This window comes from Undibacterium sp. SXout20W (assembly GCF_049340285.1).
Classification (GTDB): Bacteria; Pseudomonadota; Gammaproteobacteria; order Burkholderiales; family Burkholderiaceae_D; genus Undibacterium.
In genome coordinates this window covers 37,663-56,656 of sequence record NZ_JBMPPH010000015.1, presented here as the reverse complement: position 1 = coordinate 56,656, position 18,994 = coordinate 37,663, and the positions used below count along the sequence as shown (strand labels likewise).

Below are 18,994 nucleotides of genomic sequence, written 5' to 3'. Positions count from 1 at the left end.
TTTTTGCGTTTCGATTTTTTAAAAAATCCGCTAACGAGCAACGCGGAGATAAAAACAAGCAGAATGAGGATGAGCAACTTCACTGAACACCTCGCAAAAAGTTAAAATATTGACATTAAAATCAATAGTGAGGCATAAATATAAAAAAGGCAATAAAATAATTTTCATCCATTGCTGCACGTCATTAATGTCGACGTAAAATCGCGTAATTTCAATGTTAAAGTCGAACCACAAGCAGCGCAAAGTCAGTTATTTTTGAATGTTACAAACGATCTGGCCAACATGCGTTGAAGTCGTTTACTGCGAAAATGTTTTGATCAAGGTGAACGTATTCGTCTCGGTTGTGGTGAGAGGTTCGCGCCCTGCCAGGGCAGCTCTACGACAAGATAAAATTTCTCAATACCGCTGCTAATTCGTGCGGTTTTTCTAAAGGCGACATGTGGCCGCATTGTTCCAGGATGCAAAATGTAGCGTGTGGTAACGCTGCAACGATATTTTCAGCTTCGTTCAAATCTCGCATTTGATCCTGACGGCTAGCGACCACGAGAGTAGGACAGAAGATTTGCCGTAAATCAGCATGTCCATCTTCGCGGATGAGGCCTAGCTGTCGGATAAAAACCTCGCGCCCCAAGTTAAGGGACATGTTCTGCATCAGCGTCAGCAAAGCCGCATCATCGTTATTATCGGGATGCAATGCCCGTTTCAGCGCCGTCATGGTTTGCCCCTTGTACGGATATTCCTTGAGCATCTTAATTTGTTGCTGATGACGCTGAATTTCTACCACTGTTGTAGCGCGCGCTGAAGTGTTGAGTAACACCAGCTTATTGATTTTGTGTGCCGCCAAGACAGCGATGCGACGGGCAACGTAACCGCCCAAAGAAAAACCAATCAAGATGCAGGAATCGGGCAAATTGGCAATAGTGCGCGCTGCCATTGCCTCAACTGTGTCGCCATGATTGAGATCAGCTAAGTGAACTTGCCCTAATGTCGCTAGTTCGGGACGTATCAATTTCCATAAAGTAGCATCGCACATAAACCCTGGAATCAGTACGATAGGCGGCTTCTTTTGGGCAGGCACAGTCACGTTCGTCTTTCACTTAAGACACTCATTGGTTCGAATGTTCGTCATGCATCCAAGCATGGCACGTAAAACGTTCAGATCAAATAGCATATCCTGGACTGGCGAAAGCATAGCGCCGTAACAGGGTAAATTCATCTCCCGGGTTAGCCTCATGGAACAAGGCAATGCTACTTATTATCAATGGCTCGCCGATATCAAAATGTTTCTGAGCCGCCTGAAAAATTGCGGTGGTGGCGTCCGTATTATTGAGTGCGTCAGTGAGCGTCATATGAAAACGGTATTCTTCTTCCGTATAAGGATAACCCCAATGTTGCAATAATCGGAGTTGACGTGCACTCAATTGCTGTTGCTGACGTCGTGCCAACTCTTCAGGCTTGAGAGGGGCACGCAAATAATCAAAATGACTCACGCAATGCATCGCAAGCTGATTCAGCATTTTTGTATCACCCGAGGGCCGAAGTGCCAGAAAATCGCCCATCCATTCCAATTGTGGCGAAGGTACCACTACCGGCCTTTGTTGCAAACAAAACGCCTCCAATGCCCGTTCCAATTCGTCAAGTTGACAGTCTTGTGCCAAACGAAATGGTGCTTTTAAAGTCGCATGAAAGCCATAACGACGCGCATCGGCAGTCAATCGATGCAGAACATTCGGCATGACTGTCGGGATTCGAATTTGTGTCATTGACTGCGGACTGGCAGGGTCCCGGCCTAGCCAATGGCACCCTGCCAGCCACCATCTACTTTGTTGTTCAGGGGCGAAATAAAGGGCGTAACGACTCATGAGTGTAGTGTTAGTTACCGACCTTGTCGGTTGGAAAACGCAGTGAATCGCGCAATAAAAATCCCATGGGCATGTTCATGTTCGAGCCTTTAGGTGGGATCGGACGCATAAACCAACGGTCATAAATTTTATAAATCTCACCATCGTTGATGATGCGCAGCATTTCAGTATCGACAATTTTTTTAAAGGCGGGATCGTCTTTGCGCAACATAATGGAATAAGGCTCTACCGATAAGGCATCACCGATGATCATGAAATTGTCTGGCTTTTTCGCATCTGCACGCAGACTATAGAGCAACACATCATCCATAGGAAAAGCGTCGGCTTTATTGTCTTCAACCATTTTGAATGATTCTTGATCGCTGTTACCCTCGATCAGTTTGATATTGAGTGAATTAATATCATTGCGATCAGTTAATAGTTTGACCGTCGTCGTGCTTTTGGTAGTCACAATAGTGCGATTACGAAATTGATTCCAATTTCTTATTCCGCTGTCGGTGCGGACGATCGCTTTCACGCTGGAGAAAAAATGCGGTATGGTAAATTCATATTTCTGACGGCGCTCGGCGTTATTCGTCGTACTTCCACATTCAAGATCAATTTTGTCGTCTAACAAGGCACTAAAACGTGTCGTCGAATCCACCGGATAAAACTGTACTTTCATGTTAGGCAGCTTTAATTCCTTTTTAATCGCGTCGGCCACCTTCAGGCACAAGTCAATCGAATAACCCATGGCACCATTATTTGACGTTGAGAACGCAAATGGGGGACTTTCTCTGACACCAACCACCAAGGTTTGTGTTTTGCGGATTTTTGCCAAACTGTCGCCAGCTAAGGAATCAACAGACCACAACAGGCTGAGGACGGCAGAAAAAACAACAACGACAGAACGCATGATGTATCCCTGATGAAATTGACGCAGCACAAAACCACAAGCGGTAATGCAACAACGAGGCTAAAAAACGATAAAGTAAAAAACCAACATAAAAAATAAAAATAAAAAATCATTTACCTTATTTAATTTAACAGCCTATCCTCAATACAAAAGAGTGAATTCGTGAGAATTTGTGAATAAGATTTTGTGCTAAAGAAATAAAATTTTAAAAATTAAATGAATGTTGTAAAAACGATAGTTATTTATTTTACAAAATTTTTCGTCTTTCGATTAAGGTATGAGAAAATTTCATCTCAGGCGTGGTAATCTGCTGCTTGAATTAGTTTCCTTAAGGCAATCTTCATGCATTTTAACGACCACTCTGAATTTTCTATCCGTAACGCCCGTATTGTGACGGCTGACCAGGTATTTACTGGCAGTTTGTCGGTGCTTCGGGGTGAATTCGAGCAAATAACGCCAGGCAGTGGTGGTTTATCTGGTGCAGACTGGCAGGGAGACTACCTACTACCTGGTTTGGTTGAGTTGCATACCGACAATGTGGAAAAACATCTCATGCCGCGACCCGGCGTGTGTTGGCCAGTTCCCTCCGCCATATTGGCACATGATGCGCAAGTCGTCAGCGCTGGTATTACCACCGTATTGGACGCGATTGCCGTTGGTGATCTGGAGCCGGAAAGTTTAAGGACGCAAACCTTGCATTCGTGCGTCAAGGGCTTTGATGAAGCGCGAGATGCGGGTTTACTACGTGCTGAGCACTATTTGCATTTACGTCTGGAATTGGCTGAAGAGAATTTAACATCCTTATTTGCACCTTTATCGCGCCATCCACGACTCAAATTGGTGTCCTTGATGGATCACACACCTGGCCAACGGCAATGGACTGATTTGGGGGCATACCGTACGCAAGTAGCAGGTAGACATGGTTGGTGCGACGAAAAAATCGACGAGATGCTGTCCATTTTTTCTGATCGGCAACAGCGCTATGTAGAACCAAACCGCAAAAAAATTATGCAACTTTGTGCGGAAAATTCAACGCCAATTCCGCTCGCAACACATGATGACACGACACCAGAGCACGTCCTTGAAGGCGTAAAAGAAGGCGTCAGAATTTCTGAGTTCCCAACCACCTTGAGCGCTGCACAATGTGCGCATCAACATGGTTTGGGGATTGTGATGGGTGCACCAAATTCAGTCAGAGGACGTTCGCACTCTGGCAATGTGTCTGCCGCTGAGCTGGCTCGACATGGCTTGCTCGACATTTTATCATCAGATTATGTGCCAGCAAGCTTGCTGCACGGCGCCTTTCTACTGCAAGAAAGTAACTACAGCCTGCCACAAGCGATCGCCACGGTCAGCCGCAATCCGGCTCAACGTATTGGACTGACCGACCGCGGTGAAATTGCGGTCGGGCTCAGAGCCGATTTCTTGCGGGTCAGACTATTTCAAGGTATTCCTGTCGTGCTCGGCGCCTGGAAACAAGGACGCCAGATCGCCTGATCAAATCGTTTGGACCAGCGCAGTCTGCGACGTCACAAATTGTCCACCTCAAAGTGTGCTTCGATGTAGCAAATGCAAATCATCCCTCTTTATTCATTGATCAGTTTCATTGATCAGTTTCATTGATCGATTTCATTGATCGATTTCATTGATCGATTTCATTGATCGATTTCATTGATCGATTTCATTGATCAGTTTCATTGATCAGTTTCATTGATCGATTTCGTTAATCGATTTCGTTAATCGATTTCATTGAGCGATTTCATTGAGCGATTTCGTTGAGAGATAACCGTTTAATGCCTGCTCAATCGCTGTCAATGCCTCAACTGCTCCAGCGGCGAGCCCCAGATCATGTTGACTGGCAACCTGTGACTCACGCAAGTTAATGCGCAGCAAACGCCCACCATATTGACGCACAATTCTTTGACTGAAATGGCGCACAGTCGGAATAGCCGTGCCAGCCCCAATTTCTATGACTAATGGACGCGACACTGTGTCCAACCAATGTGTTTGTCGCGCGGCTTGAGCTTGCTGATAGTGATCGAGCCAATCCCAATCGTCAAACATTAAGATATTCGGACGAGCCATGCCATCGCAACGAGGACAGCGTGGCGCCGCATTTTTCAGCTGACAATGTATTTCATCAACAAGCGGATGAAATTGATGTGCTGACCAGATGGCATCGCCACAAGGCAACATACATTGCAATTGATGAATAGAGCCGTGACATTCATTCAATCGTTGTGGGTCAAATCCCGCCAACTGAAACTGACCATCGACATTGCTGGTAAAAACACTGTACCCAGCGGGTTTTGCTTTCGCCCATTCGAGCAATATCTGAAATCCTACATGGGGCACGGTACGTCGATAGAGCGCAAGTCTATGGCCATAAAATCCCCAGGCTTCTTGTGCTCGTCGCCGGAAGGCGGCAGGACTGGCGATTTCGTGAAATGGAATGTTTCTTGTACCGAGAGCGGGGTAAGCATTCCAAAAACCAGCATTCCCTCGAAAATCCGGTAAACCAGAATCCACGCCCATTCCAGCGCCAGCAGCAATAATGATGGCATCGGATTGCACGATCAATTCGATCGCATGTTGTAACTGGCTTTCAGAGAGCATACGAGGGATAGCAGTAAATAAAACGCTGTAAAACGCTGTAAAACGCTGTAAAAGTGAGCCAGAAATGAGATTAAACATCATCACCAGTGTAAATTAACAACACTTTGCCACTAATGGTACAACTAGACAATAGCCGTCGAACTGCTACTAATTCATCCCCCTAAAAATGAATAGACCTGCGAAGCGCCGCCTGGAGCATGGGAATTAGTTTGCGACAGCTAATAAGAAAAAATTTTATGAGCAACAATCATTCCAAAAAATTTGAATTGCTACCATTTTTCGATAAGCTATTATTCAACGCTGAACACTCTGGTCGTGTGAAAATAGCCGCCCGATAGTGAAAAAATTTCTATCGAAAATCCTGGAGAAAAAATGAGTATCAAACCCCTGGCCATCTTTGCTTTTATCACTGCTTTTCTTTACAGCAATGGTGTTTCTCTGAGTTTCGCTGATGAAGCACCGATACGGATTGGCATTATCGGCCCATTTAGCTCGAAATCGTCATCAGATATGGGTGAAAGTATCCGCGGTGGTGCCCGTGTTTTTGAAAGCGATTTAAATCAGATTGGCGGAGTGCTGGGGCGTAGGATTGAATTGGTCGAACGCGACGATCAGGCCAAGCCTGAAATCGGTGCTGCGTTAGCGCAAGAGTTGATAGAAAAAGAAAAGGTCGTTGCAGTCGTCGGCTTCGCCAACACGGGTGTCGCATTGCAAGCCGCACCGGTATTTCAAAACGCAAAAATTCCCCTCATTATCAGCGCAGCAACCGGGGCAAAAATCACCAGGCAATTTATGCCCCCTGCCGTACCAAACAGTTATATTTTCCGGGTGGCGGCGAGCGATAATTTGCAACCCGTATCGATGCTCAACGAAGTGATTGATAAACGTAAGCTCACACAAATTGCGATTTTGCATGACGATACGCCGTATGGCGAATTTGGTAGTGAAAGTTTGATCGCGGAAATGAAACGGCGTAATTTATCACCTGTTGCCGTTGAGAGTTTTAAAATCGGCGACCTCGATATGACGAAGCAAATTATTCATGCCAAGCAAGCAGGCGCACAAATATTTGTCTCGTATTGCCTCGCACATGAAGGGGCTGCACTGGCAAACAGCATGGGGAAAATCAGAGCAGGTGTTCCATTAGTAGGGTCCTGGACTCTATCGCATCGTGGTTTCATTGAACAAGCGGGAAATAATGCGGAAGGTGTACGGATGCCGGTGACGTTTATAGAAAATGAATCTACCCGAAGCGACAGTTTTATTTTGTCTTATCTGCGCTTAAATAACGTGAAGCGTATCCCATCGGCGGTAGCCGCCGCTCAGACCTACGATGCATTGCGAATACTCAGTCTTGCAATCATGCAGGCGAATAGCACTGCTCCAGATCAGATCAAAGCCGCATTAGAAGATATGAAATACGAGGCAACCTCAACTGTTGTCACACGTTACAAAAAGCCGTTCTCAAAAAATGACCACGAGGCAATCGCGCAAAATATGCTTTTCATGGCAGAAATCCGCCACGGTAAAGTTACCTACGCCTACAAAGAAGATGCCAGCAGCGCATTGATCGTGAGAACAAAATAAAAGTGGTAGATCAGGTCAGGTTAAATTAGTTTAGGTTAAATTGGCATAGGTTAAATTAGCTTAACTTAGGTTAGGTTAGGTTAGGTTAGGATAGATGTTATATCTGATCCGATATAACTCTATAAATTAAGCGTCAGGCAGCGTCAACTTATTTGTACTAGTTCAAACTTGACCTGACATGAACTGTCAGATGAGTTCAAATTCTGAAAGGCCGCTATCGGCCAGAAGCGGCCCTTTAGATACATTTCTAAATAAATATTGTTTAGGTAACTTTTTTATGGAATGATGCTTTAAATTTTTTTGCAATTTTTTATTAAAATATTATGGAATCAACAATTCTCAGCCTTCTGCCGCTAATTCTTATACAAACAATTTACGCGATATTCATTGCGCAAATTGCGAAAAGAACTGAAAAAAGCGTGCTCAAATATGTAGTCATCTCGCTCATACCTTTTATTGGGGCTTTCTTTTTTATCTACGTAATGTGGTCGACTATTTTAGGACTCTTGGACGCTGTCAATCAGCTCAAAGCGCAAATTAGGTCAAGTTGAGATAGAAGTGGTCAAACGGAGGGAAGCGGCCAGCAGCAGTCATGCGATACATAAGGCATTCTTACTCTTAAATTGATTCGAACCTAGGACGAACCGTGTCAGAAATAATTTTAATATTCGCACTGCTGACGACTGAAAGTAGTTATAAAGCGGATGTAGAAAGACCTATGGCAGCTGTTGGGGACACTATACAATTCTCCTTCGGAGCTCAAGGAACCTGGAGGGTTCGTACATTTGCCATGGACCATGATATTCATGTTTATTCCATTGGTACCCAAAATGACAACCACTCGTTTTCGGCAAGCGAAGCCGAGGAGCATATCAATAAGCACTATGGCGACGTATTGCGAAAAATCTACGTCATCCGTTTCAAGAGTCCAGCCAGCGACGCTGAAAACGCTCGTGTATTGCAAGAGAACGGTTTGTCTGGAAAGCTTGAAGTTACGCCAGCAGGCTTTGCTTTCTACAATCCTGACCGTGTTAAATACAAAACACAATCGACTCCGAAGTAAAACGTCGCCAGGACTACTAATTCAAACTTCACGCCAATATCCCATTATTATTGCTTTTGAACGTCCGCTATTGAGAAATGCGACCGACAGCTTAGGGGCGGAAGCCGCCGGTCGTCAGTCGAGTAACGTGTGTCAGGTCAAGTATGAATTAGTACAACTTATTTATCGTTATGCTTGACCACCGTCACCGTACATGCGGCCTCAGCCACTACCTGCGCTGACACGCTGCCGAGATAACGTCGTAAGGCAGAGGTGCCTCGCGAACCAATGATGATGTGATCGACATCATTGTTGTGTGCATAGTCAATAATCGCCATCGCTGGATCTGGCGACTCCAGCACATGGAAAGTAATTTTATCGGAACTGAGATTTAAGGGGCGCGCCCAATGTTTCAGTTCGACCAACTGCTTGACATGGATATTTTCGCCTTGCTGAATCAAACTTTCATCCATACCAATACGACTGGTTTTACGTATGGTAAGACAAGCTAGCCTGGCACCTGGTTCAGTCTGCAGCATACGCCGGGTAATTTGCCGAAGACTTTCGGCCAGTGCTAATGAGCCGTGTGCTAAATCCAGAGCAACCACAATAATAGGCGCTTTCGATAACTGCTCCGAAACACTGTGTTGCAAAACCAGATCAGCACCGACTGCTTTAAAGCGCCGTTTTACCACCGCCAAATAGCCATCTTGCTGGTCTTTGCGGGCGCGGCTCGTCAGTGTTAATTGCTCCGGATATTGCAACAGAAAAGCCAGTTGTGCCGCCGTATCAAAACGCGCATTAGGATCAACTTCAAGACAACGCAAAATAATTTCTTGCAACCAATCAGGAATGTCGGCGCGATGATTACGAGGTGGAATAGGATCGCGGTAAAGGCGTTTCTTTAAACCGGAGACTGAAGTAGGGTGACCAAATGGGCGCTCACCCGTCGCCAGATGATACAGCAACACCCCTAAAGAAAATAAGTCGCTGCGAGGTTCATTGCGCACACCCATCACTTGTTCAGGCGAAATGTAAGGTCCTGTCCCCATCGGTAACCGGAATTCTTCATCCAGCAGATCCGGTAAGCGGTCATGCCGGGATAAACCGAAATCAATTAAAACCGCGAGCCCATTGCGGAACATGATATTACTGGGTTTGATATCGAGGTGAATTACATGCTGACGATGCAAATCCTGTAATGCATTCGCAATTTTAATACCGACGCTCACTACTTCATCCAACGGTAGTGGCGCTTTTTCAAATCGGCTACGCAGCGACTCACCAGCAATGTGCTCCATCACGATATAGGGCTGCGCATCAAAATCACCGGCACCAAAATACCGTGGCACATGGTCACCCTTGAGTTTCGGCATGATCATCTGTTCGACTTCAAATGCCACGATCGCCGTCGGATCATCGCTGGAAAACAGCAACGGCACTTTCATGATCAGCGCTGGTACGCCATTTTCCAGACCGGGTTTATGACGATGACGCTCACGCAAATCGGTCACTCGCCATAGTGCAGCCATGCCACCGGTATGCAATTTTTCTTCTAGCCGGTAGCCGTCGAATTCCATACCTATCTGCAAGCTGCGCGTACTCATTTTAATCCCCCGTTAACAAGCGTGCAGCTAACGGAGCAGGAAGGCCAGCAGCAAGGATTTTCTTTGCCGCCAATTCGTGATCGTAAGGAACCCTGAAATAAGTCAATTCCTGTGTTTCGGTATCAAAAGTAGCGTAGCACGCTGCTGGATTGCCGTCACGCGGTTGGCCAACGGAGCCTGGAATGACGAGCCAGCGGCGTTGCTTACTCAACGGAATGCCATTTTCAGGCGTCGGTAAGAACTCGCCCGTCTTCCCGGTTAAGGTCATGTGATATAGGGTTGGCATATGTACATGGCCGCAAAAAGTGATGGCCGCTTTGCAGGCGTGCATGCTGCGCATTGCTTCCATGACGCCGTCGATGTATTCCCATTTATCGGGCGCCCAGGCATTTGCGTGAACGAATAGCAAATCCTGTAATTCTATGCGGTAAGGCAAGCCGGCGATAAAAGCCATTTGTTCCGCATTCAGTTGCGCCCTCGTCCACTCCACAACCTGACGTGCTACCGGATTCATCCCACCACGATCTTCCTGCAAAATTGCGGCATCGTGGTTACCAATTAATGCCCAATTACCCTTGGCAACATAATCCATCACCGTTTGCAATACCCACGCAGGATCAGCACCATAGCCAATCATGTCACCCAAAAAAGCGTAACGCGTCACCTTTTGTTGTTCTGCATGGGCCAGACACGCGGATAAAGCTTCGCGATTCGCATGGAGGTCTGTCATCAGGGCTAGCAGCATAATAGTGGGCGAATGAGAAAAAATAAAATCAAATCAAAGATCGATGCCGCAACAAATTGCAGATGCATCTATGTACTGAATGCTGTCATCTTCGCTCGATTGTACGGCGCTATCCTAACTCCTGCCTTACAAACTTACTGCGAAATCTCGTGACGATTTACAGTTTATGCCAGTAACCGCGGTTCATCACGAACGTTGCTTGTATTGCAAATAACCACGGGCGCGTAACTCGCAAGCAGGGCACGTGCCGCACCCATGACCCCATTCATGCAATTCACCACGTTCGCCAAGGTAGCACGTATGCGTATCGGCACGAATCAGATCGACCATAGCGCTACCACCTAAATTCTCAGCTAGTTCCCAGGTCTGGGCTTTGTCGATCCACATCAGAGGCGTTTCAAGTTTCAGGCGCGTCGCCATCCCTAAATTCAGCGTAACTTGCAGGGCTTTCATCGTGTCATCACGGCAATCGGGATACCCGGAAAAATCGGTTTCGCACATACCACCCACCAGCACATTTAAGCCACGGCGATAAGCCAGGGTCGCCGCCACCATCATAAACATGAGATTACGCCCAGGTACAAAGGTATTCGGCAAACCGTTTTCTTGCATTTCAATGGCAATATTTTCGGTCATTGCCGTTTGTGATAACTGAGAAATAAGAGACAAATCGATCATGTGATCTTCGCCCAGGCGCGCTTCCCAATCGGGGGAGAAGGTGCGCATTTTTTTTAACAATTGGGGTCTGACAGTTAATTCAATAGCATGGCGTTGCCCATAATCAAAACCGATCGTTTCGACGTGCGCATAACGTGCCAATGCCCACGCCAGACAGGTAGTAGAATCTTGTCCGCCGCTAAACAGGACGAGAGCACGGTCATTATTGAGAATTGGTTTCATATAACGCAAAGTAAATGTTGATGCCAAATTGTAAAATATAGAAACTCTTTTTACATCTGACTACAGTGATGGTAAGGTTCGCCTGATACGAATGTTAACGCAAGCCCATGAATTTTTCTAAAAAATTTCTTTCTACCTCTCTTATATCGATTATTGATCAAGGCATGTTAAGTGCTTTGAATTTGGCGATTGGCATGTTGCTCTTGCGCATGGTGGAGAAAAGTGAATATGGGCTATATGCCCTCCTTTACTCCATTGGCTTATTAGGGGGGTTGGTGATTGATTCGTGGATCGCCGGTCCGCTCGCCACAGTCGCCAACGTCGTTCAGGAAAACACCCGTAAAATCCTATTACGACGCTATTGGTACCGCCAAATCTTCTGCACCTTGTGGTTGGGGGGTATCGGTTTTGTGGTGGTGGAATTTATTCCACTTTTTTCGACACATAACGAAATCGACAGTTTGATGGCATTGGTCTTTGCCAGTTATGTCATCGGCAATGGCTTGCGAGAGTATGGTCGTACGGTCGGGTTTATTCAATCCGATTTACATAATGTGTTCCGGCAAGATATCGTTTACGTTTTGGGAGTCATTGCCGGACTGGCAATTTTAATCATTGTTGAGCGTATCGACGTTATTTCTGTGCTGGAAGTGATGGCGGCGGCGTCATTCCTGTCGGCGCTATTTGGACGTGAGCGACTACGTGATAGCACCGAAGCAACCGCATCGGAGATCAACACGGTTGACCTGAATCTGATCGACGAGCATCAAAAAACGATTACCCGACATGGTCGCTGGGCAGTAGTCGGTGTGATTGTCGGATGGCTGACCAATTATAGCTATGTGTATTTGGCAGACATCTTGATGAACAGCGAGGCTGTTGCGGATTTAAACTCCTCAAGGCTCATGTTAATGCCAATTCCTCTCATTGTCGCAGCATGGTCACGGGTCGCTCGACCAGAAGCAGGACGGCTAATTGCAGCGCAAAAATGGGAACGTTTAAAAAAATTCACACTAATGTCGATTGCCGGAATAGAACTGATCGTTGTCGCCTATGTCGGGCTGCTGCTGCTCACCTTCCCGTATATTGAAATTCACCTGATCGGCAGCCAGACTAAGTACCATGGATTAGATCCGTTGATGATGATGTGGGGCGGCTACTTTGCAGTGAATGCCGTGCGCTGGATTGGTACGACCTGGTTGATGAGCGGCGGTGCTTTCCGTTCGATGTTTTATTTAGGCGCAATTACCCTCCTGCTCGTGGTGGGTATTACTGCCTACACTATTCCCCATTGGGGAACGATGGGCGCTATCTTTGCATTGATTTTTGTGGAAGTGTTTGAAACGATCGTTGTCTGGAAATTTATTTTTCCGCGTTTACGGAATCCACTTGAAACCGCTTGATTAAATGCGTTGTAATCAATTCGATCACATGTTGTTGCGCCCACTGCGGGGTGAACGTGTGATCAGAACCTTTAAAAATTTCGAGTCTGATACGTGGGCTTTTTCCTAACAACATACCGTGTCTGCCGAAATTTTCTGTCATCAAATCGACGCTGCTATCGCCCGCATCCATAATCATTAAAATTTCGGTTCCGCGGGCTTCCATCTGGCGAAATTGGCGTGCAACTTTGCCTAAAAAATGATGGCTTTCGACAAATTTTGTAATGAATGCTTGCGATAGAATATGCAGTCGTTTTGTAATGCGCTGCGACATTTTAATAAAGATTTGGCGGAATTGAATTTGTCCGCGGAGCAGGCGCTTCCAGGTGTCAAGATTACGCACTGCTTTGGCATAAAAATGCGTTGATTTGATCGATTTTTTTTGCCGTACTTCCAGACTATCACCCTCGTTCCAGTGATAGACCAACTGATTCATTAAAATCAATCCCTTCATCTGTGGCTCACTCAAACCAGCCAGATAACAGAAATACGCACCCGAGCAAAGGCCACCCGCAATAAAGCTTTCTGCGCCCAGCGTCGTGCGCAGAAATTGCATGGCAGTTTGCATATCCGCCAAACCATCGTTGGCGTAGACGTCATTTTCTTTACCGTCTGTCGTGGTTTTACTGTAACCGATGCCCGATTTATCGAAACGCAAGACAGTAAATCCCGCTGCCGCCAACGATCGCGCTAAATTTACATACAACTGATGGTTCCCGACGCGATGGTTCGCCCCGATATTGATCAGTAACACGACAGGTAGCTGCTGCATGTATCCCCTGGAAGGCAAACTAAGGACGCCAACCAGTTCATCAAAGCGCACCAATTTCTCAACCACCGCACTGTTTTGGCTATCTAAAGTAGCGCTCGTCTCCAGGTGTATTTCTTTACTTGGTGAGACGGGTTGACTATCAAACAAAGGTGAAAGCCAGGCTGTTACTTCTTGCCATAATTCGTCAGGTACTTTGGTTTCATGGGCATCGGCTTGCATCATCGCCGCATAGCCAGGTCCGCTACTAAAATGTAAATGTGTATTGGTCTGGCTCCAGCTGGCAATCAACTTTTCTTCCTGCCCCGGCACGTCATCGCGTGCTATTACCAGGACCGGCATAGCTGGGACTGGCATTTTCAACATATCTAATTTGGCGATGCTACCGCGCGTAGCGGCACTGAATTCGTAACCAGTTAATTCATCATCGCTCACCTGCCGTTCGCTCCCTTCTTGTGGTGCGGAAGTACCTGCTGGCGTTTGAGGTGCAGCTTGTAACGCACTCATGTTTCGCAATACTTGTAATTCACGGCAATATGCACGCCCTGACACCGCCGGCGCCAACATGATCAAGGCCGCAGCATCTATCTCAGTGGCAACACTGGCTGCAAGTAACGCACCTAAACGTAATCCAAACAAACAAATCTGATTGACGTCGGCGATATGGCGTAACCGGGTGGCGGCAGCCCGAATATTCGCTTGCCATAAAGCTACCCGGTCGCCCTCGGCCTGTGCCGAATCACCACTGTTGTTGTAATCAAAAAAAAGGACGTCAAATCCGGCTTTTGCCAGCATGTTTGCAAGGTGTTTATACGATAGATACGACACCATGTATTCGTGCCCAAATGGCGGACACAAAACCACACCGCATTTCCTGCTACCACTATGATCACCCTGATGCGCTGAGTGATACCAGCCTAACAACGGTGCGTGTGCTTCCCCGAACCAGAAGGCTTGTGGGGTCGATAATTTTTCTTTACCAGAGTGTCGTTGTACTTGCACGTTAGCCTGCGAACAATGTTAATGAAGCTGGATTATAGCGATTTCAGTTCAATGTAGATAAGATCAGCGCTCGTCAGGCGAGGTCATCTGGCGAGGTCACCTGGCACTTAACGCTGCTTTGCATGTTCAGCGCCTGCACACTGACCTTGGGCGCTGCATTTTGCTGCGTTGCGCTTAAATGGACACGTTTAAGTGTCCCCGGGCTCAGGTGAAAGTAATTGTCATCCGTCGTAAACCCTGGTGCGGTAATGTAGACCGCCTGCGCCACACGTTCCGTTTGCAAAGACAAAATCACGTCACCCTTAATATCTTGCGTCATCGTTCCGGATAAACCCATATCGCGCTCAATCTGGAGGTCGTGACCGCTAGTGAAATGAATATCGCTGCACACCGGCAGATCCTGTCCGGCAGCATATAAATGCAGCACCGCCTGATGATATCCTGCGGGACCGAAACGATAAGCATAGCTGGTATCTAAAAAATACGGTAACAACGCATCCGCGCTGATTTTCACGCTACTATGTGCTGCAACACACAATGACTGACGCCCGCGAGCCACGGCAATCTCACCGTGCTTGTACAAACAAAGCTCGATCTCACCGCTGAATTCTCGTGCAGTATCATTGACTATATGTAGCGCTAAACCGTTCAAACCTTCATCGGTAAAAAATGCAAGCAATGGCGCCATTGCACGTTTCAAGAAGTAATAAGCGGCCTTCGGATTGCCATTAGCATCAATAATGCCCCAACCGGCTCCGGCCCATAAATCGCGCCAAAACCAGACCAGCGCACCATGACAAGCTGATCCATGCCGACGCCATTCGCGTATCGTTTGCGCCATCACTTCGCCCGTCGTGGTGCGCGCTAAGGCAAGATAACGTTCGCGCTCGGCATAACGCAGACGCATGGGGTCGACGCGATATAAGCCCGCCATGTAATGATCACGAACATCTTCAAAATCCCAGCCTGTACCGTGATCACGGGGAACACGGCGCTTCCAGTCTGGATGCGGGCCGGGTACAACACCGTTTGCCAATAAACTATCGATGAGCGTATCGTCAGGCATATTTGCGAAGCCCAGACATTCGGACGTAAAACGCACGCCACTGCGACGCGCATCCTCTAGCGGTCGCAAATAAGCACCGACACCAAAATAGTGTGCAACCCCCGCATCAACCTGAAATGGCATAACGCCACCAGATGGGCTGGAAGTCCAATAGAGCGCATCAGGTCTGAGCTCATGACACAGCTGGGGCAAGGTCTCACCAAAGAAGCTGTTGCACCATAATTCTTTGGGTTGCCCTAACATCGCAGCCTGTTGTTCAATTTCACTATTGCCACACAAGACGGCAATACAAGGCGACATTTGCGTACGTTTCAAAAACTGTTCGGCTTCGTTTTGAATATTAAGTGCAAATGCCAAATCGGCGACCGGATAGTCCATGTTGGCAAACATAAAATCCTGCCACACCAGAATACCTAATTCATCACAGAGCCGATAAAAAATAGAATTTTCATACACCATCGTGCCGACCACACGCAGCATATTCATGCCTGCATCACGCGCTAAAGTCAGCATTTTTCGTTGTGCGGCTTCGTCGGCGTTGAGTGATAGCAGATCGGTTGGTGTCCAACATGCGCCACGACAGAACACCGAAACGCCATTCACATGTAAATGAAAATCATCATTCGTTTGCGTGACATGAATGTGACGAAAACCAATTTCACCAAGTGCAATAAACTGGGATTGCAACGCACCATGGCGTTGGCTGACTACTTCAACTAATGCCGTGTACAAATGCGGCTTACCGTGTGTATGTGGCCACCACCATTCGGCATCGGTATAGAGCAGATCACCTACCGCAACAACGTCGCCAGAATCATTTTTTTCCAGACGCAACTCTTGCGCGCGGTCACCGATATGCAATCTGACCTGGCTGATGTCAACACAATCAGCAAATGTGAACACAGCATCGACGATACCATCGGCACCCATGAGCTTACTAAGAAGCTGGTGACTTTTTAAGCGTACCGGTGTGCGTTTTTCAAATCTGATTTCGCGAAACGGGCCGACTGGTGGAACCGGTGGCGACCAACCGGGCATCCGGCCAATCAGACTAGTCCGCAGCCAGCGCAATTGTTGTTGTTCAACCAGCTTAGTTTTCCAACGCGGGCGAGAGCGACGTTCAGCGAGTATTTTATTCAGTGCGTTGAAACGTAAACTGAGTGTGCCGCGACCACTGATTTGATGTGCTTGCAGATCCAGACTGTGACGAACAAACATATTGTCACAACGCATCAGAAGAGCATCGTTCCAAAATAGATCCGCGATACCTGCAAGGCCATCAAAATGTAGAAATGCTGCGTCTTCAGGAATCTCGGTAGCACAAACAAACCAAACATCCAACGCATCAAGTTGATGCTGATCCTCGTCGAACTGCCCCGCATCACGCAGAGCAGAAGCGACAGTACACGGGATATGAACCACGGTTTCTGGCAACTGCTGGCGCAGCAATTCGGAAGGTAAAGCATGTGCCGATGGCGCGGTCAGCCACATGCGCCAATCGTCAGCCAGCAATTGCATCGCTTGCTCTGAAGTGTGACTTAACACTGCTCAGTCTCCCTTGTGCAGGCTGCTATCCAATGCGGCCATACCCTGATCCCAATGACTTGCTAATTGGGCGGTCAACGGTCCAAGGTCAACGGCTTTTTTACCCATCACTGCACGGGCAGTTTTGAGCAATAAGGTTTTGGTGGTATCCGATATTTGTTCAAATTCATGGGCTGCGATGCTGAAATCGCCTTGCCCTTGTTGTTCCAGCCAACGTAAGTACTGTGCGCCCAGACTAAAGCCGGCGCCGAGTTGACGCAACGTCGCAAAAGCGTACGCATGATAGGCTGCCATACCGTCTTCTTTGAGCTGTTCCACATCGCGTAAAAAGACCGGTTCGAAAGCGCGTACGGGATTTTGTTCCGGACGCCGGGCGACATGCTTATGCAACAATTCAAGTGAAATTTTTGCGAGCGATGATTCGTCACGTCGCTGAACGCGGTCAAGACGCACGAACTCAGCAAACAGTGGCATAAAAGTCGGATCAACTGGTTTGCCGACACGGAAAGTTTCAACGAAATCTTCACCGTGTAATTCGTGATAACTACTGTTATGAAAATAGCCCAAACGTTGCGCAGCAATATCAATTTCCTGAATCGCTATCGTGGTTTTGACGTGGTTCGTTCGATAATCTGTGCCGGACGTATCAGGCAAATAAAAGGCATCGCTTTCCGTCAATACTAAGCGTCCACGACGCACTTGCTCACAGGCGTTCGGCAACAGCCCGCGCCAGACATTCAGCTCCTGCACATCAATGCCATACAAGGCAAACAAATCTTCGTGCGGCGGTTTGTAAAACGTCCACTGATCGCCATCAAAATCGTTGGCAAACACCATCGGCAAGCAAGCCAAAGGATTGAGGCCTTGCGCATGCAACACTTCAACCCAGACATCAATATAGCAATTCGTTTCAGCCCACGCACGTTCAGCCCCATGCAGTGCATGAGGCTGATACAGGGTGACATCAATTTTTGGTAATGCGCACAGACTCATAGACCAAGAATTTCGCGAGTTGCAGTTGGCCAGGTAGCGATGTCCATACCGTGCGTTTTAAACAATGCCATCACGATCCGTTCCAGACCAAAGCCCAGACACGCTGTATGTGCTACTTCGCCTTCGGCTGTATTGATTTCAAACAACTTACCAAAATGATCCTGATGGTAATTGAAGGAACAAACCGCCGTTGGCTTTTCTTGCGAAATGACAGGAATCACGACTTCAAATTTCAATTGCTGTTCACGCTGATTGGCCGCCAACATGCGTCCACCACGACCAAAGAATGGATCAGAAGCAACTTCAGAATGTGCTGGCAACTCCAGCGAGAGCAGAATATCAATCCCACGCTGTAACCAGGTATCTCTCCAGGCAACCACCATCTCCGGTGTACCTACGCGGACAAATTCACGCACGCGGAACGACTGCATACGGGTTGGCTCTGGCGATGGCTCGTTGCGGAATACCCAGTTCTGCATATCAACCAACTTACCTTCGGCAGGCAGTGTGCCGGTAAAACTAGGATAAACCGGATAGCAAGCTGCAGGCGTCAGACACACTGCAGTCATGGTTTGCAGGTGCGTCCAAGGACGACCTTCATGGACATTTTCAATCAATTCTTTATGCTGTGCTTCGGTACCTGTAAAACTGAATATCGTCCCCGCCAATTGTGGAAAAGAATCGAGGTATTCACTACGCTCTAATACTTTACGATCCAGGCATGGTGGGAAAGACATTTTAGTCGCATTATCATTCGCAGCAACACGCGACACATAGTCATCAAACAAGCGTAATACTTTTTCAAATACTGGACCGCGACCAAAAATACCTTGCACGCCAACCGGAATAATGTGGCCAGCTTCGACCAGGTCATTGGTCAACAACTCAGGTGAAAAATCGATAGACATGGGCATTTCCTCTTT

General features: G+C 47.2%; 15 protein-coding genes. 4 read left to right on the top strand and 11 right to left on the bottom strand.

What is annotated here, in order from left to right; all coding sequences use genetic code 11:
- Positions 1-376: 376 nt before the first annotated feature.
- From ACO0K1_RS10045 to ACO0K1_RS10035, 3 genes are all read right to left on the bottom strand, one after another.
- Positions 377-1,078, bottom strand: a complete 702-nt coding sequence (locus ACO0K1_RS10045) for an alpha/beta fold hydrolase (RefSeq protein ID WP_423025241.1) — start codon at positions 1,076-1,078, stop codon at positions 377-379.
- A gap of 82 nt (positions 1,079-1,160) precedes the next feature.
- Entirely contained in the window at positions 1,161-1,862 is a 702-nt protein-coding gene (locus ACO0K1_RS10040; protein WP_423025239.1) for a DUF1045 domain-containing protein, read from the bottom strand.
- A gap of 10 nt (positions 1,863-1,872) precedes the next feature.
- On the bottom strand, positions 1,873-2,757 hold the full coding sequence (locus ACO0K1_RS10035; protein ID WP_423025237.1) for an amino acid ABC transporter substrate-binding protein: 885 nt from the start codon (positions 2,755-2,757) through the stop codon (positions 1,873-1,875).
- A gap of 342 nt (positions 2,758-3,099) precedes the next feature.
- On the opposite strand from ACO0K1_RS10035, the gene ACO0K1_RS10030 reads away from it, so the two are divergent.
- Positions 3,100-4,254, top strand: a complete 1,155-nt coding sequence (locus tag ACO0K1_RS10030; RefSeq protein WP_423025235.1) for an alpha-D-ribose 1-methylphosphonate 5-triphosphate diphosphatase — start codon at positions 3,100-3,102, stop codon at positions 4,252-4,254.
- A 249-nt stretch (positions 4,255-4,503) separates the two neighbouring features.
- Here ACO0K1_RS10030 and ACO0K1_RS10025 read toward each other — a convergent pair whose 3' ends face one another.
- The gene (locus ACO0K1_RS10025; protein WP_423025319.1) at positions 4,504-5,373 is read right to left on the bottom strand and encodes an SIR2 family NAD-dependent protein deacylase; all 870 of its coding nucleotides are present in this window, start codon (positions 5,371-5,373) and stop codon (positions 4,504-4,506) included.
- Between the two features lie 372 nt (positions 5,374-5,745).
- On the opposite strand from ACO0K1_RS10025, the gene ACO0K1_RS10020 reads away from it, so the two are divergent.
- Positions 5,746-6,960: an ABC transporter substrate-binding protein gene (locus ACO0K1_RS10020; RefSeq protein ID WP_423025233.1), complete on the top strand. Its 1,215-nt coding sequence runs from the start codon at positions 5,746-5,748 to the stop codon at positions 6,958-6,960.
- Positions 6,961-7,606: 646 nt separating this feature from the next.
- Positions 7,607-8,023 carry a hypothetical protein gene (locus ACO0K1_RS10015; protein ID WP_423025231.1) on the top strand — a complete coding sequence of 139 codons (417 nt, stop codon included), beginning with the start codon at positions 7,607-7,609 and terminating at the stop codon, positions 8,021-8,023.
- Positions 8,024-8,181: 158 nt separating this feature from the next.
- Here the strand turns inward: ACO0K1_RS10015 and ACO0K1_RS10010 are convergent, their stop codons facing one another.
- The 3 genes from ACO0K1_RS10010 to queC all read right to left on the bottom strand — a co-directional run bounded on the left by ACO0K1_RS10010 (position 8,182) and on the right by queC (position 11,254).
- Positions 8,182-9,609, bottom strand: coding sequence for a protein kinase domain-containing protein (locus ACO0K1_RS10010; protein ID WP_423025229.1), 1,428 nt, complete (start codon positions 9,607-9,609; stop codon positions 8,182-8,184).
- Position 9,610: 1 nt separating this feature from the next.
- Positions 9,611-10,354, bottom strand: coding sequence for a metallophosphoesterase family protein (locus tag ACO0K1_RS10005; RefSeq protein ID WP_423025227.1), 744 nt, complete (start codon positions 10,352-10,354; stop codon positions 9,611-9,613).
- A gap of 186 nt (positions 10,355-10,540) precedes the next feature.
- Positions 10,541-11,254, bottom strand: coding sequence for a 7-cyano-7-deazaguanine synthase QueC (gene queC / locus ACO0K1_RS10000; RefSeq protein ID WP_423025225.1), 714 nt, complete (start codon positions 11,252-11,254; stop codon positions 10,541-10,543).
- Between the two features lie 107 nt (positions 11,255-11,361).
- Here queC and ACO0K1_RS09995 point away from each other — a divergent pair, with 107 nt between their 5' ends.
- On the top strand, positions 11,362-12,657 hold the full coding sequence (locus ACO0K1_RS09995) for a lipopolysaccharide biosynthesis protein (RefSeq protein WP_423025223.1): 1,296 nt from the start codon (positions 11,362-11,364) through the stop codon (positions 12,655-12,657).
- Here ACO0K1_RS09995 and ACO0K1_RS09990 read toward each other — a convergent pair.
- The 4 genes from ACO0K1_RS09990 to ACO0K1_RS09975 all read right to left on the bottom strand — a co-directional run bounded on the left by ACO0K1_RS09990 (position 12,617) and on the right by ACO0K1_RS09975 (position 18,979).
- Complete coding sequence (locus ACO0K1_RS09990) at positions 12,617-14,467, bottom strand: alpha/beta fold hydrolase (protein ID WP_423025221.1); 1,851 nt, start codon at positions 14,465-14,467, stop codon at positions 12,617-12,619. The two genes, ACO0K1_RS09995 and ACO0K1_RS09990, sit on opposite strands and share 41 nt — an antisense overlap.
- Positions 14,468-14,540: 73 nt before the next feature.
- Positions 14,541-17,078 (bottom strand): glycosyl hydrolase 2 galactose-binding domain-containing protein, encoded by a 2,538-nt coding sequence (locus ACO0K1_RS09985; protein WP_423025219.1) that lies wholly within the window; start codon positions 17,076-17,078, stop codon positions 14,541-14,543.
- Positions 17,079-17,081: 3 nt separating this feature from the next.
- A complete protein-coding gene (locus ACO0K1_RS09980; protein WP_423025217.1) occupies positions 17,082-18,071 on the bottom strand; it encodes a DUF1839 family protein in 990 nt (329 codons plus the stop codon).
- Positions 18,068-18,979 carry an amino acid--[acyl-carrier-protein] ligase gene (locus ACO0K1_RS09975; RefSeq protein WP_423025215.1) on the bottom strand — a complete coding sequence of 304 codons (912 nt, stop codon included), beginning with the start codon at positions 18,977-18,979 and terminating at the stop codon, positions 18,068-18,070. The genes ACO0K1_RS09980 and ACO0K1_RS09975 overlap by 4 nt, the downstream gene beginning before the upstream one ends.
- Between the last annotated feature and the right edge of the window lie 15 nt (positions 18,980-18,994).

Coding starts and splice junctions, on each gene's coding strand:
- ACO0K1_RS10040 (WP_423025239.1), bottom strand. CDS start 1,862: ATGAGTCGTTACGCCCTTTATTTCGCCCCTGAACAACAAAGTAGATGG.
- ACO0K1_RS10010 (WP_423025229.1), bottom strand. CDS start 9,609: ATGAGTACGCGCAGCTTGCAGATAGGTATGGAATTCGACGGCTACCGG.
- ACO0K1_RS10025 (WP_423025319.1), bottom strand. CDS start 5,373: ATGCTCTCTGAAAGCCAGTTACAACATGCGATCGAATTGATCGTGCAA.
- ACO0K1_RS10020 (WP_423025233.1), top strand. CDS start 5,746: ATGAGTATCAAACCCCTGGCCATCTTTGCTTTTATCACTGCTTTTCTT.
- ACO0K1_RS09975 (WP_423025215.1), bottom strand. CDS start 18,979: ATGTCTATCGATTTTTCACCTGAGTTGTTGACCAATGACCTGGTCGAA.
- queC (WP_423025225.1), bottom strand. CDS start 11,254: ATGAAACCAATTCTCAATAATGACCGTGCTCTCGTCCTGTTTAGCGGC.
- ACO0K1_RS10030 (WP_423025235.1), top strand. CDS start 3,100: ATGCATTTTAACGACCACTCTGAATTTTCTATCCGTAACGCCCGTATT.
- ACO0K1_RS09980 (WP_423025217.1), bottom strand. CDS start 18,071: ATGAGTCTGTGCGCATTACCAAAAATTGATGTCACCCTGTATCAGCCT.
- ACO0K1_RS10005 (WP_423025227.1), bottom strand. CDS start 10,354: ATGCTGCTAGCCCTGATGACAGACCTCCATGCGAATCGCGAAGCTTTA.
- ACO0K1_RS09995 (WP_423025223.1), top strand. CDS start 11,362: ATGAATTTTTCTAAAAAATTTCTTTCTACCTCTCTTATATCGATTATT.
- ACO0K1_RS10035 (WP_423025237.1), bottom strand. CDS start 2,757: ATGCGTTCTGTCGTTGTTGTTTTTTCTGCCGTCCTCAGCCTGTTGTGG.